Genomic DNA, 12,092 nt, shown 5'->3' with positions numbered 1-12,092 from the left:
TCATGCGATCGTGGCACGATCGTGCCTGACATGGACGGCCTGACCATGTACGGCAGGCCCCACGGCCGGACTCCGGGAGATCGACTTGTTCTGGTTCATGCTCATCGCGCTGGTCGCGGTGGTCGCCGCGGTGGCGATGGCCGTGCTCGGTGAAGGCGGCCCGCTGCGGGACGCAGGCACCGACCGCCTGGACGACCGGCTGCCCGCCGACCGCCCGCTGATCCGCTCCGACATCGACGCGGTGCGGCTGCCGACGGCGGTACGCGGCTACCGCATGCTCGACGTCGACGAGGTCCTCGACCGGCTCGGCGCGGAACTGGCCGAGCGGGACGCGCGGATCGCCGAGCTGGAGTCGTCGCTCGCCGGCACGCACGGGACGACGACGATGTCCCTGCGGAAGCAGGAGGAGCCGGCCGGCCCGCCCGCCGGCGAGCCGGGACACGGGTACGCGGGCGGCGGGGGCGGTGCCGGTGAGTGAGCCCGGCGGTGTCGTGGTCGGCGAGGACGGGCTCGCGCGCTGCCCGTGGGGGCTGTCCGCACCGGACTACGTCTCCTACCACGACCAGGAGTGGGGCCGGCCGGTGCACGGCGACGAGGCGCTCTTCGAGCGGGTGTGCCTGGAGGCCTTCCAGTCCGGCCTGTCCTGGATCACGATCCTGCGCCGCCGGGAGACCTTCAGGGCGGCCTTCAAGGGCTTCGCGATCGACGCGGTGGCCTCGTTCACCGACGCGGACCGGGAGCGGCTGATGGCCGACCCCGGGATCATCCGCAACCGGGCCAAGGTCGAGGCGTCGATCGCCAACGCGCTCGCCGCCCAGGCGCTGCGGGACGAGGGCGGTCTCGACGCCCTCATCTGGTCCTTCGCCCCCGACCCGGCGACCAGGCCCGCCCCCCGCACGACGGCCGACGTCCCCGCGACGTCGCCGGAGTCGGTGGCCCTGGCCAAGGCGCTGAAGTCCCACGGCTTCCGCTTCGTCGGCCCCACGACGGCCTACGCCCTGATGCAGGCCTGCGGCCTGGTCAACGACCACCTGGCGGGCTGCTCCGCACGCTGAGCGGCGGCCGCCCAGGGCCGCCGCCCGCGGCGGGCGTCAGCGGGCCTGGAAGTGCGGCGCCCGCTTGGCGAGGAAGGCGTTCACCGCCTCGCGGTGGTCGGCGGAGGCGCCCGCCGCGGACTGCAGTTCCGCCTCCCGGTCCAGGGCCGCGGCGAGCGGGTGGGCGGCGGAGAAGGCGAGAGCCTCCTTGATGGAGGCGTAGGCGATGGTCGGCCCCGACGCGAGGAGCCGGGCGACGGCCAGCGCCTCGCCCGGCAGGTCGGCGGCCGGGACGACCCGGTTCGCGATGCCGAGCTCGGCCGCCTCGGCCGCCGGCACCGCACGCGGAAAGAACAGCAGGTCCGCGGCGCGCGACGGTCCGACCAGCCGGGGCAGGCTCCAGGACATCCCGGAGTCCGCGGAGAGGGCCACCCCGGCGAAAGAGGTGTTGAACGACGCGGTGTCCGCGACCACCCGGTAGTCCGCGGCGAAGGCGAAGCCCGCGCCGGCGCCCGCGGCGACCCCGTTCACCCCGGCGACCACCGGCTTGGGCATCGTCGCGATGGCCAGCGTGATGGGGTTGTAGTGCTCGGCGACCGTGGTCATGCCGCCGCCCGCGGCCAGGATCGCCACGTGCTCCTTGAGGTCCTGGCCGACGCAGAAGGCCCGCCCGTTGCCGGTCAGCAGCACCGCCCTGACCGCGGGGTCGGCGCCCGCCGCCTGCAGCGCGTCCCGCAGTGCCACCTTGGTGCCGGTGTCGAGGGCGTTCATCGCCTCGGGGCGGTTGAGGGTGACGGTGGCGAGCCCGTCGGCCACCTCGTACAGCACGCTGTCGGCCATGGCAGTAACCCCTTCGTCGCGGCAACGGTCCTGGCCAGGATGCCGGACCCGCGGACCGGAGGTCATGTGACCTACGTCAACTGTTTTTGTGCGCCGCCGGGGACCCCCGCGCCCGGCACTGCACGGCCCGGGCGCCGAATTGACAGGTTTTGCGGGTGTCGATTGAGGAACGGAGTGCCACTGCTGTTGGTCATCGGGCAGGAAGATGCGGGATAATGGCCGAGAACCAATGTGTTCGAGTCCGAGCTGGTTTCAGGAAGGGGAACGAGCATGGCGGCCATGAAGCCGCGGACGGGTGACGGCCCGCTCGAGGTGACCAAGGAGGGGCGGAGCATTATTATGCGCGTTCCGCTTGAGGGCGGCGGGCGGCTTGTTGTCGAGCTGACCCCGGACGAGGCGGATGCCCTCGGAGATGCGTTGAAGAAGGCCATCGTCTGAGACCAGCGGTCCCCTGACATCCCGCGGCCACGCACTTCACCGTGTGTGGCCGCGCCCCTTTTCACGGCCGGCGGACCGCGCAGAGCAGGCCGTCGTCGGTGGGCAGCAGGACCGGCGAGAGGCGCTGGCTGTCGCGGACCGCCCGCAGGAGCTCGCGCAGCGCCAGGGACTCCGGGTCCTGGTGGGCGGCGTCCAGGGCGCGGCCCTGCGCGAAGGCGCCCTCGAAGCAGACGATGCCGCCCGGGCGCAGCAGCCGCAGCGACTCGTCCAGGTAGTCCAGGTATTCGAGCCGGTCGCCGTCGCAGAAGACCAGGTCGTACGCACCGTCGGTGAGGCGGGGCAGCACTTCGAGCGCGGCGCCGGGGATGCAGCGGGAGCGGTTCGCGGCGAAGCCGGCCTCGCGGTAGGCCTCGCGGGCCAGCTGCTGGCGGTCCGGCTCGGTGTCCACGGTGGTCAGCACCCCGTCCTGGCGCATCCCGTGCATCAGGTGGATGCCGGAGACGCCGGTGCCGGTGCCGATCTCGACCACGTGCTTCGCGTTGCCCGCCGCGGCCAGCAGCCGCAGCGCCGCGCCGGTGCCGGGGGAGACGGGCCGCAGACCCGACGCACGCGAGCGGGCCCTCGCGCGTATGAGGGCGTCGTCCTCGGCGACGAAAGCGTCGGCGAACGCCCAGCTCGCCTGCCGGTTGCCGGTAATGGCCCTCTCCTCGTAGCCGACTGTGCCCGATGACCGTCCGGTGACGGTGTGCGGCCCCGCCCGGGCGACCCTATCCGTTGGGTCGGGGAACCCGCTGATGGGACTGCGCGTTAAGCACCATGTAGGCACACGGGCGGGGTCCGCCGCGGTGGCGCGGGTCCCCGGCCCGGAGGCAGCACTGCATTTATCCGGAGCTAACGGGCGAGGTGGATATGGTAGGGGCTCTACTGGACACCACCAGAGCCGACAGGGGAGGTGCGGCTGCGGCCGGTGACCGGACGGTGCTCACGCGCATTCGATGGTCGGCCGGACAGCCGAAATCCGTGACCAAGACTGCTGATGACAGTTCACGCGACAACGACTCCTCGACCGCGACTTTCGCCACCGACGGGGACCCTCAGGCGTGGACGCCTCCTTCCTGGGAGGAGATCGTCAGCACGCACAGTGCCCGGGTGTACCGGCTGGCCTATCGGCTGACCGGCAACCAGCACGACGCGGAGGACCTCACCCAGGAGGTCTTCGTGCGGGTCTTCCGCTCGCTGTCCACCTACACGCCCGGCACCTTCGAGGGCTGGCTGCACCGCATCACCACCAATCTCTTCCTCGACATGGTGCGGCGCCGCCAGCGCATCCGTTTCGACGCCCTCGGCGACGACGCGGCCGAGCGGCTGCCCAGCCGCGAGCCGTCCCCCGCGCAGCACTTCAACGACACGCACTTCGACGCGGACGTCCAGCAGGCGCTTGACACCCTCGCGCCGGAGTTCCGGGCCGCCGTGGTGCTGTGCGACATCGAGGGGCTGTCGTACGAGGAGATCGCGGCGACGCTCGGCGTGAAGCTGGGCACGGTGCGCAGCCGGATCCACCGCGGCCGCTCGCACCTGCGCAAGGCCCTGGAGCACCGGGCGCCCGGCGCCCGGCCGGTCCCCGCGCTCGCCGCCGTCGTAGCCGAACCTGGCCTGGAGGGCGGGAGAGCGTGAGCAGCACCGGTTTCGGCGAGCAGCGCGGGCAGCGCACCGCGCCCGCCGAGCAGCACCTCGGCGACCGGCTCGCCGCGTTCGTCGACGGTGAGCTGGCCGACGACGCCCGCGAGCGGGTGCAGGCGCATCTGGCGACCTGTCCGCAGTGCAAGGCGGCCGCCACCGAACAGCGGCGGCTCAAGAGCGTGGTGGCGGCCTGCGAGCTGCCCGCGATCTCCGCCGGGTTGATGGCCAGGCTGCAGGGCCTGGGCGGCTGCGGCCCCAAGGACAGCGGGGACGACGGCCCCGGCAGCGACGGCAGGGGCGCCCTCGGCGGCCGTGACGTCCACGAGATGCCGCCCGGCGGCCGGCGCGGCCCCTTCGACGGCGGCCTGCTCGGCTCGGGAGTCTTCGGCTCCGGTAGCGGCCGGCGGCAGCTGTCCTACCTGGCCCCGGCCGCCGACCTGGTCGCGCCCGGCGACGGCAAGGGCGCCCGCGGCTTCCGCATCCACGAGCTGGCCCGCACCCTCACCGGCGAGCAGCACGGCGCCCCCGCCCCGCTGGACGGCCCGGCCGGCCGCGGCGGGGCCTGGTCGCCCTCGCGCAGCAGGCGGTTCGCCTTCGCCGCCGCGGGTGCGTTCTCGATGGCCGCCATCGCCATCGGCGGCGCGCTGCCGATGGAGGCGGGCGTCGACGGCGGCGCCCACCCGGACGACGGACCCGCGGTCACCCCGTTCAGCGCCGCCAACTCGGTCACCGACACCCACAGCACCACCCCGCGCGACCTGCTGGACGCGCGCGAGGAGCGGCGGCTGCGGCAGGTCAGCGTGCCGCTGCCGGGCGGCCTGGCGTCGGCGTCCACCGTGGCATCGGTCACCTCGGTGGCCCTGAGCAGCCCGCAGGCGACCCCTGGCGCGCTCCCGGCCGAGCCCTTCACCGTCAGCCGTACTCCGGCGCTCAACGGCTCGGTGGGCAGCTCCGCGGCACTGCGCTGAGACGCGGGCTTCACCCTGCCGCGACGTAGTGTTGGCCGCAGCCACTCCCGATTCACCTGGGCGGGCAGGTAACGTAAAGCCCGCCGGACTCAGCCCTCCCGGCTGCGGACGTCCCAAGGAGCTGCAAGGTGTTCTTCGACATAGGCCCGCTTGAGCTGGTCGCGCTCGTGGTCCTTGCCGTGCTCGTCTTCGGACCCGACAAGCTGCCGAAGGTCATCCAGGACACGATGGCCTTCATCCGCAAGGTGCGGGAGTTCTCCGACAGCGCCAAGGAGGACATCCGGCGGGAACTGGGCCCGGAGTTCAAGGACTTCGAGTTCGAGGACCTCAACCCGAAGACGTTCATCCGCAAGAACCTGATGAACGACGAGGACGAGTACGGCCTCAAGGAGCTGCGGGAGCTGGGCAACAGCCTGGACCTGCGCAAGGAGATGGCCGAGGTCACGGACGCGGTCAACGGTGTGGAGACGGTGGCCCCCGCCGCCCGCAAGGGCACCGCCACGGCCACCGGCGGCACGCCCGGGACGGGCACGCCCGACCGGTTGCGCAAGCGCGAGCAGCTGGACGACGACGAGCCGCCGCCCTTCGACGCCGACGCCACCTGAACCTTCCCTCGCCCGCTCCCGTTTCGACGGGTCACGAAGTCAACCGGATCAGGGTTTTTCGCCCGATCGAGTGATCATTGTCCATGTGTTCGCCGTCACCCCGCGCCGTTTCTGCCCCCTAACCCACCCAGGGTCGGGCAAGATGGCGAGTCGCCCAGAAGGGCAATGAGGAGGCGCGACCCAAATGGAGACGAAGACCGGTTCGGCACAGGGGGCGGTCGACGGCTACTTGATGGCCGACTTCCCGTGGTACGGGCTGGACGAGGCGTTCACCGGACGCCGCTGGCTGCACACGACCGGGGCGAGCGGAGACGGCACGGTCGAATACGGCTCGATAGGGCATGGTGACGAACCCACGCTCAAGGCCGACCCGGCCGACGAGACGCTGCGGTTCGCCGTCGTCATGACGGTGGCTCAGCGCCCCGGCCGGCGCACCGCGGACGGTACCGGGCTGCTGGAGGCCACGTCGGTCTCCTCGGCGGCCTGGCTGGCGGGCTCGGGCCTGCTGGCCTGCACCTGGCCCACCACGATGGAGCGGGCCCTGCGGCAGGACTGGCTCGACCAGCAGACCGCGACGGCCTGGGAACTGGCCGACGACCTGGACGGAGCCGGCTGGTCCGCGCTCACCCTCCCGGTCGACGGCGAACCGACCCCCTTCCACTACCGCGAGTCCGAATACGGCTGGGTGCTGGCCGGCTCGGCCCGCGGAGTGCACCTGGGGGCCTTCGGCCGGGGCATGAGCGCGTACGGGCTGGCCCTGGCGGCCATCCCCGACATCCGCGCGTACGACGGCGCGTAGCGCTTTTACGGGGTCCGCCCCGGCTGCCCCTGCCGGCGGTGTCCGGACCTTCCGCCGGTGGGGGCTTCTCGCGCAGTTCCCCGCGCCCCTGGTGGCCTGCCCTCTGCGCAGAGGGCAGGCCACCAGGGGCCGGGTCAGAACTTGTTGCGGGGGGTGATGCCCAGCGACAGGCCGGAGAGGCCGCGTGCGCGGGAGCTGAGCTTCGTGGCGATGGAGCGCAGGGCGACACCCGCGGGGGAGTCGGGATGGGCCAGGGCGACCGGGCGGCCGTCGTCGCCGCCCTCGCGCAGGCGGATGTCGATCGGGATGCGGCCGAGCACCGGCACGGTGGCGCCTGTCGTACGGGTCAGGCCCTCGGCGACCCGGTCGCCGCCACCGGTGCCGAAGACGTCGACGATCTCGTCGCAGTGCGGGCACGGCATGCCCGACATGTTCTCCACCACGCCGACGATCTTCTGGTGGGTCTGCACCGCGATCGACCCGGCCCGCTCGGCGACCTCCGCGGCGGCCTGCTGCGGGGTGGTCACCACCAGGATCTCCGCGTTCGGCACCAGCTGGGCCACCGAGATCGCGATGTCGCCGGTGCCGGGCGGCAGGTCGAGCAGCAGGACGTCCAGGTCGCCCCAGTAGACGTCGGCCAGGAACTGCTGGAGGGCCCGGTGCAGCATCGGGCCACGCCACACCACGGGCGCGTTGCCCGGGGTGAACATCCCGATCGAGATGACCTTCACCCCGTGCGCCGACGGCGGCATGATCATGTTCTCGACCTGGGTGGGACGCCCTTCCGCGCCGAGCATGCGCGGCACGCTGTGCCCGTAGATGTCCGCGTCCACCACGCCGACCTTGAGGCCGTCCGCGGCCATCGCCGCGGCCAGGTTGACCGTCACCGAGGACTTGCCGACGCCGCCCTTGCCGGAGGCCACGGCGTAGACCCGGGTCAGCGAGCCGGGCTGGGCGAAGGGGATCTCCTTCTCGGCCTGCCCGCCGCGCAGCGTCGTCGCCAGCGCCCGGCGCTGCTCGTCGCTCATCACGTCCAGCGTCACCCGCACCGAGGAGACCCCGGGAACGGCCGACACAGCCGTCGTGACGCCCTCGGTGATGGTGTCCCGCATGGGGCAGCCGGACACCGTCAGATACACGGTGACGGCGACCGTGCCGTCCTCGGCGATGTCCACGGACTTGACCATGCCGAGGTCGGTGATCGGTTTGTGGATCTCCGGGTCGTTCACCGTGCCGAGCGCGGCGCGCACGGCCTCGTCGGTCGGGGTGGCGGTGGGCGTGGTGCCCGAGCCGTACGTGGTGGTAGCCATAGGTCGATGGTACGGCGGCGCCCGCGGGCCGATCAGCGGCCCCGGCCGTCGCATTCGTCACCACGGGGGTGCGCGGAGCGCCCGTCGATCTCCTTGAGCAGGTCCTGGAGCTCCGACCTGATCCAGTCGCGGGTGGCGACCTCGCCGAGGTTCACCCGTAGGGCCGCGACCTCCCGGGTCAGATACTCGGTGTCGGCGATGCTGCGCTCGTTCTGCTTGCGGTCCTGTTCGAGGTTGACCCGGTCCCTGTCGTCCTGCCGGTTCTGCGCCAGCAGGATCAGCGGGGCCGCGTAGGAGGCCTGGAGCGAGAGCACCAGGGTCAGGAAGATGAACGGGTAGTGGTCGAACTGCGCCGCCCGCGGGGCGAAGATGTTCCACAGCACCCAGACGATGATGGTGATCGTCATCCAGACGATGAAGCGCCCGGTGCCGAGGAAGCGGGCGATGCGCTCGGAGAACTGGCCGAAGGCCTCCGGGTCGTAGTCCGGCAGCCACCTGCGGCGGGACCCGCGCGGCTGGTCGAGCCGCGCACGGGACCTGGGCGCGGCGGTGGCGCCCGCGGGGTGCCGGTTCGACGCCGTGCGGTCGCGGTCCTCAGCGGCCATCGGCGGTCTCCGTCACGTGCCGGACGTGCTCCTCGCCGTACAGCTCGGTCTCCCGCCAGTCCTCGGGCAGCAGGTGGTCGAGCACGTCGTCCACGGTGACCGCGCCGACCAGCGACCCCCGCTCGTCGACGACCGGCGCCGAGATCATGTTGTACGTGGCCAGGAAGCTGGTCACCGAGGGCAGCGCGGTGTTCGGGGTCAGCGGCTGCAGGTCGGTGTCCACGATCGAGCCGAGCAGCGTGAACGGCGGGTCGCGCAGCAGCCGCTGGAAGTGCACCAGGCCCAGGTACTTTCCGGTCGGTGTCTCGTCGGGGGGCCGGCACACGTAGATCTGCGCGGCCAGCGCGGGCGACAGGTCGGGGTTGCGGATCCTGGCCAGCGCGTCGGCGACGGTCGCGTCGGGGCGCAGCACGATCGGCTCGGTCGTCATCAGACCGCCGGCCGTGCGCTCCTCGTAGGACAGCAGCCGCCGCACGCCCGCCGCGTCCTGCGGCTGCATCAAGGTGAGCAGCCGCTCCTGCTCCTCGGCGGGCAGCTCGGCCAGCAGGTCGGCGGCGTCGTCGGGGTCCATCGCCTCCAGGACGTCGGCGGCCCGCTCCTTCTTGAGCTTGCTGAGGATCTCGACCTGGTCGTCGTCGGGCAGCTCCTCCAGGACGTCGGCCAGCCGGTCGTCGTCCAGGGCGGCGGCGACCTCGCCACGGCGCTTGGGGGACAGGTGGTGCAGGACGTTCGCCAGGTCGGCGGGGCGCAGCCGCTCGAAGGTCGCCACCAGGTTCTCCGCGCCCTGGCCGTCCTCGGCCAGCCGGAAGCCGGTGACCGAGGACCAGTCGACGGTCAGCGTCTCGCCCTTGCGGCGGAGCGCGCCGCCGTTGCCGCGCCGGATGAAGACCTTGTCGATCTCCCAGCCGCGGCGGGCCGGCAGCTGCACCATCGACACGTCGAGCACGGTGACCTCCTCGCCGGCGTCCTCCGCCACGGTGCTCTCGGTGGCGCCGCCGCCGTGCGGCAGCCAGCGCAGCCTGCGGTCGAGCAGTTCGCCGAGCACCAGGGTCTCCGTCGGGCGCTGCTCGAAGCGGCGCATGTTCAGCACGCCGGTGGTGATCACCTGCCCGGACTCCACCCCCGTCACCCGGGTCATCGGCAGGAAGATCCGGCGCCTGCTCACCACCTCGACCACCAGGCCGAGCACCCGCGGCGGCCGGCCGCCGACCCGCAGCATCGCCACGACGTCGCGGACCCGTCCCACCTGGTCGCCGTTGGCGTCGAAGACCGCGACACCCGACAGGTGCGACACGAAGACCCGGGGGGCGCCTGCGACCATCGGGGCCTCCTCTGCCGTCTTCCCAGGCCAGATTACGCCGGGCCGATCTTGCCCGCCCTGCGGGGTGCTCGCCGGGCGTACGGTGCGGTAGCTTCTGCCACGCCCGCAGCCGCCGTCTCCGAGGGGTCGAAGTCCACGTGTATCACGGTCGCAGGACCGCCGCCGCCGTCCTCGTCACCCTCGCCTCGGCCCCACTGCTCAGCGGTTGCCTGGGCATGGGCGACGACCCGGACGCGGGTACGAACGGCGTAGCCAAGCTCCCCGCGCGGACCATCGAGCAGAAGGCCGGCGCCGCCGCCCAGGGCGCACCGACCGTACGGCTCACCGGCACCGTCCTCAGCAACGGGCAGACGTACCGCCTGGACATGCGGTTGCGCGCCGACGGCGGCGTCGGCGAGGTCACCACCAAGGGCGACACCTTCCAGCTGCTGCGGGTCGGCGACGCCCTCTACCTCAAGGCGGGCGCCGACTTCTACGGTTCCGGCGACGACAAGGACAGCCAGGCCGCCGCCGCCAAGCTCAACGGCAAGTACGTCAAGGTGCCGCCCGGCGACCCGGCGTACAAGCAGTTCAGCGGCTTCACCGACAAGAAGGTGCTGCTCGCCGACCTGTTCGTGCTCGACGGCACCCTCGACGTCGGCGACCACCGCAAGGTCGGCACGACCAGGACCATCGAGCTCACCGGGTCCAAGGGGGGCAGCCTGGACGTCTCCCTGAAGGGCGCGCCCTACCCGATGCGCTACCAGCGGGCCGGCAACGCGGGCACGCTGACGCTGGCCGACTGGGGCCAGGAGTTCACGCTGGCACCGCCGGCGAAGTCCGATGTCGTCGACTACGGCAGGACGGTGGGCGCGACCCCGACGCCCTCGCACAAGTAGCCGGCCCGCACGGGCACCCGGGCCCGGCGGTCAGCCGCGGGCCTTGCGGCGGGCCAGCAGGCGGGGCAGGCCGGCCGGGATCGGCTGCCGGGTGGTGGCCGGCGTCGGCAGCGGCACCGCGGCGCCCGAGCCGCCGGGCATCGCGGCCGGGTGCTCGGCGGGGTCCCCCTGCGGCGTCAGCCGGAACAGCGCGCACTCCCGGGCCCAGCGGTCGGTGACGGTGTCGGCGTCGGCGGAGTTGAGCCGCTTGGTCCGCAGCTCGGCGACCGCGGCGGACCACGGATCGGAGCCGGGGGCCAGCAGGTCCGCCCGGCCCTGCCAGCTGACCAGCCGGCCGCCCTTGTCCTTGCTGCGCACGGTCACCGACGCGGTCGCGCCGTCGGCGAGCCCGGCCGGCAGCGGCTGCTCGGTGGGCCCGCCGCACAGCACGTACATCGCCCCGTCGATCCAGGCGTGCCACAGTGCCAGGCCGTTCACCCATACCAGGCCGGACTTCCTGGTGGCCTCCTCGATGAGGGCGGCGTGCTCGCTCGTCATGTGCCCAGCGTAGGGCGCCCGGTCCCGGCCGTAGCATGACAGGTGCTCGGGGCGGCTACGGGCCTTACGCTGATGGGCGCCCGCCCGTACACCTGTCCGCACCCCAGGAGCGCCGTGACCGCCCCGCAGAGCACCTCCGCCGCGCTCCCGGCCCCGGGCGTCCCCGGCGACGACCAGCCGCCCGGCGGCGCGGTCGCCTCCCGGGGGACCGACCTCACGCTGCTCGCCGTCGCCATAGCGGGCGTGTCGATGTCGGCGCCGCTGATCGCCTCGACCACCGCCCCCGCGCTGGCCATCGCCTTCTGGCGCAACGCCATGGCCGTCGGGGTGCTCAGCCCCGTCGCCCTGTGGCGGCACCGCGACGAGATGCGGCGGATGGGCCGCAGGTCGCTCACCTTGTCGGTGTGCGCGGGCGTGGTGCTCGCGCTGCACTTCGGGCTGTGGCTGCCCAGCCTCACCATGACCTCGGTCGCCACCTCGACCGCGCTGGTCACCACCACCCCGATCTGGACCACCCTGATCCTGCGGCTGCGCGGCCACCGCCCGCCCGGCCTGGTGTGGGGCGGCACCGCGCTCGCGGTGGCCGGCGTGCTGATCCTCACCGGCATCGACATGTCCACCGACACCCGCGCGCTGGCCGGCGACGCCCTGGCGCTGGCAGCGGGCCTGGCGGCGGCCGGCTACATGCTGCTGGGCGCGGAGGTACGGCGTACGGCGACCACGACCGCGTACACCTACGTCTGCTACTCGACCACCGCCGTGGTGCTGCTCGGCGCCTGCCTGGTGTCCGGCTCGGCGCTCGGCGGCTACGACGGGCGCAGCTGGCTGAAGATCGCCGCGCTGACCGTGGTCGCCCAGCTGCTCGGGCACTCGCTGCTCAACCGGGTCGTACGCGGCCTCGGCCCGTCCACCACCTCGACCGCGATCCTTCTTGAGACCCCGGGCGCGGCGCTGATCGCCGCCCTGTGGCTGGGCCAGACCCCGCCGGCCGCCGCGTATCCGGCGCTCGGCGTGATCCTCGCGGGCCTGGCCCTGGTGATCCTCGCCGACCGCAGGAAGCGCGCGTAGCGCGGCTGG

At 73.0% G+C, this 12,092-nt stretch carries 15 protein-coding genes; 9 read left to right on the top strand and 6 right to left on the bottom strand.

Annotated elements, in window-relative coordinates; genetic code table 11:
* The first annotated feature begins 85 nt into the window (after positions 1 to 85).
* Positions 86 to 478 (top strand): DivIVA domain-containing protein, encoded by a 393-nt coding sequence (locus tag OG702_RS12275; protein WP_327288907.1) that lies wholly within the window; start codon positions 86 to 88, stop codon positions 476 to 478.
* Positions 465 to 1,055 carry a DNA-3-methyladenine glycosylase I gene (locus OG702_RS12270; RefSeq protein ID WP_442814398.1) on the top strand — a complete coding sequence of 197 codons (591 nt, stop codon included), beginning with the start codon at positions 465 to 467 and terminating at the stop codon, positions 1,053 to 1,055. Before OG702_RS12275 ends, OG702_RS12270 begins: the two co-directional genes overlap by 14 nt.
* 36 nt (positions 1,056 to 1,091) lie before the next feature.
* Here the strand turns inward: OG702_RS12270 and OG702_RS12265 are convergent, their stop codons facing one another.
* Complete coding sequence (locus OG702_RS12265; protein ID WP_327288905.1) at positions 1,092 to 1,874, bottom strand: enoyl-CoA hydratase/isomerase family protein; 783 nt, start codon at positions 1,872 to 1,874, stop codon at positions 1,092 to 1,094.
* Between the two features lie 270 nt (positions 1,875 to 2,144).
* On the opposite strand from OG702_RS12265, the gene OG702_RS12260 reads away from it, so the two are divergent.
* Positions 2,145 to 2,312, top strand: a complete 168-nt coding sequence (locus OG702_RS12260; RefSeq protein ID WP_073493047.1) for a DUF3117 domain-containing protein — start codon at positions 2,145 to 2,147, stop codon at positions 2,310 to 2,312.
* Between the two features lie 61 nt (positions 2,313 to 2,373).
* On the opposite strand, the gene OG702_RS12255 is transcribed toward OG702_RS12260, so the two are convergent.
* Positions 2,374 to 3,009 carry an O-methyltransferase gene (locus OG702_RS12255; RefSeq protein ID WP_327293195.1) on the bottom strand — a complete coding sequence of 212 codons (636 nt, stop codon included), beginning with the start codon at positions 3,007 to 3,009 and terminating at the stop codon, positions 2,374 to 2,376.
* A 212-nt stretch (positions 3,010 to 3,221) separates the two neighbouring features.
* Between OG702_RS12255 and sigE the strand changes: the two genes are divergently transcribed.
* From sigE to OG702_RS12235, 4 genes are all read left to right on the top strand, one after another.
* On the top strand, positions 3,222 to 3,986 hold the full coding sequence (gene sigE, locus OG702_RS12250; RefSeq protein ID WP_327288904.1) for an RNA polymerase sigma factor SigE: 765 nt from the start codon (positions 3,222 to 3,224) through the stop codon (positions 3,984 to 3,986).
* Entirely contained in the window at positions 3,983 to 4,960 is a 978-nt protein-coding gene (locus OG702_RS12245) for a zf-HC2 domain-containing protein (protein ID WP_327288903.1), read from the top strand. The genes sigE and OG702_RS12245 overlap by 4 nt, the downstream gene beginning before the upstream one ends.
* A gap of 128 nt (positions 4,961 to 5,088) precedes the next feature.
* Complete coding sequence (locus OG702_RS12240) at positions 5,089 to 5,565, top strand: sec-independent translocase (RefSeq protein ID WP_327288902.1); 477 nt, start codon at positions 5,089 to 5,091, stop codon at positions 5,563 to 5,565.
* Between the two features lie 184 nt (positions 5,566 to 5,749).
* Positions 5,750 to 6,364, top strand: coding sequence for a hypothetical protein (locus tag OG702_RS12235; RefSeq protein WP_327288901.1), 615 nt, complete (start codon positions 5,750 to 5,752; stop codon positions 6,362 to 6,364).
* 134 nt (positions 6,365 to 6,498) lie between these two features.
* Here the strand turns inward: OG702_RS12235 and OG702_RS12230 are convergent, their stop codons facing one another.
* The 3 genes from OG702_RS12230 to OG702_RS12220 are packed head-to-tail and all read right to left on the bottom strand — an operon-like array spanning position 6,499 to position 9,600.
* Positions 6,499 to 7,674, bottom strand: a complete 1,176-nt coding sequence (locus tag OG702_RS12230) for an Mrp/NBP35 family ATP-binding protein (protein WP_327288900.1) — start codon at positions 7,672 to 7,674, stop codon at positions 6,499 to 6,501.
* Between the two features lie 32 nt (positions 7,675 to 7,706).
* Entirely contained in the window at positions 7,707 to 8,279 is a 573-nt protein-coding gene (locus OG702_RS12225) for a DUF1003 domain-containing protein (protein WP_327288899.1), read from the bottom strand.
* Complete coding sequence (locus OG702_RS12220) at positions 8,269 to 9,600, bottom strand: magnesium transporter MgtE N-terminal domain-containing protein (RefSeq protein ID WP_327288898.1); 1,332 nt, start codon at positions 9,598 to 9,600, stop codon at positions 8,269 to 8,271. Before OG702_RS12220 ends, OG702_RS12225 begins: the two co-directional genes overlap by 11 nt.
* A gap of 137 nt (positions 9,601 to 9,737) precedes the next feature.
* On the opposite strand from OG702_RS12220, the gene OG702_RS12215 reads away from it, so the two are divergent.
* Positions 9,738 to 10,478, top strand: a complete 741-nt coding sequence (locus OG702_RS12215; RefSeq protein WP_327288897.1) for a hypothetical protein — start codon at positions 9,738 to 9,740, stop codon at positions 10,476 to 10,478.
* Positions 10,479 to 10,508: 30 nt separating this feature from the next.
* On the opposite strand, the gene OG702_RS12210 is transcribed toward OG702_RS12215, so the two are convergent.
* Complete coding sequence (locus OG702_RS12210; RefSeq protein WP_327288896.1) at positions 10,509 to 11,015, bottom strand: hypothetical protein; 507 nt, start codon at positions 11,013 to 11,015, stop codon at positions 10,509 to 10,511.
* A gap of 72 nt (positions 11,016 to 11,087) precedes the next feature.
* On the opposite strand from OG702_RS12210, the gene OG702_RS12205 reads away from it, so the two are divergent.
* Positions 11,088 to 12,083 (top strand): DMT family transporter, encoded by a 996-nt coding sequence (locus OG702_RS12205; RefSeq protein WP_442814397.1) that lies wholly within the window; start codon positions 11,088 to 11,090, stop codon positions 12,081 to 12,083.
* Positions 12,084 to 12,092: the final 9 nt, after the last annotated feature.

Origin of the sequence: Streptomyces sp. NBC_01198 (assembly GCF_036010485.1) — a bacterium.
Classification (GTDB): Bacteria; Actinomycetota; Actinomycetes; order Streptomycetales; family Streptomycetaceae; genus Actinacidiphila.
Note: the sequence above shows the minus strand (reverse complement) of the source record. Positions and strands in the feature narration are given on the sequence as shown.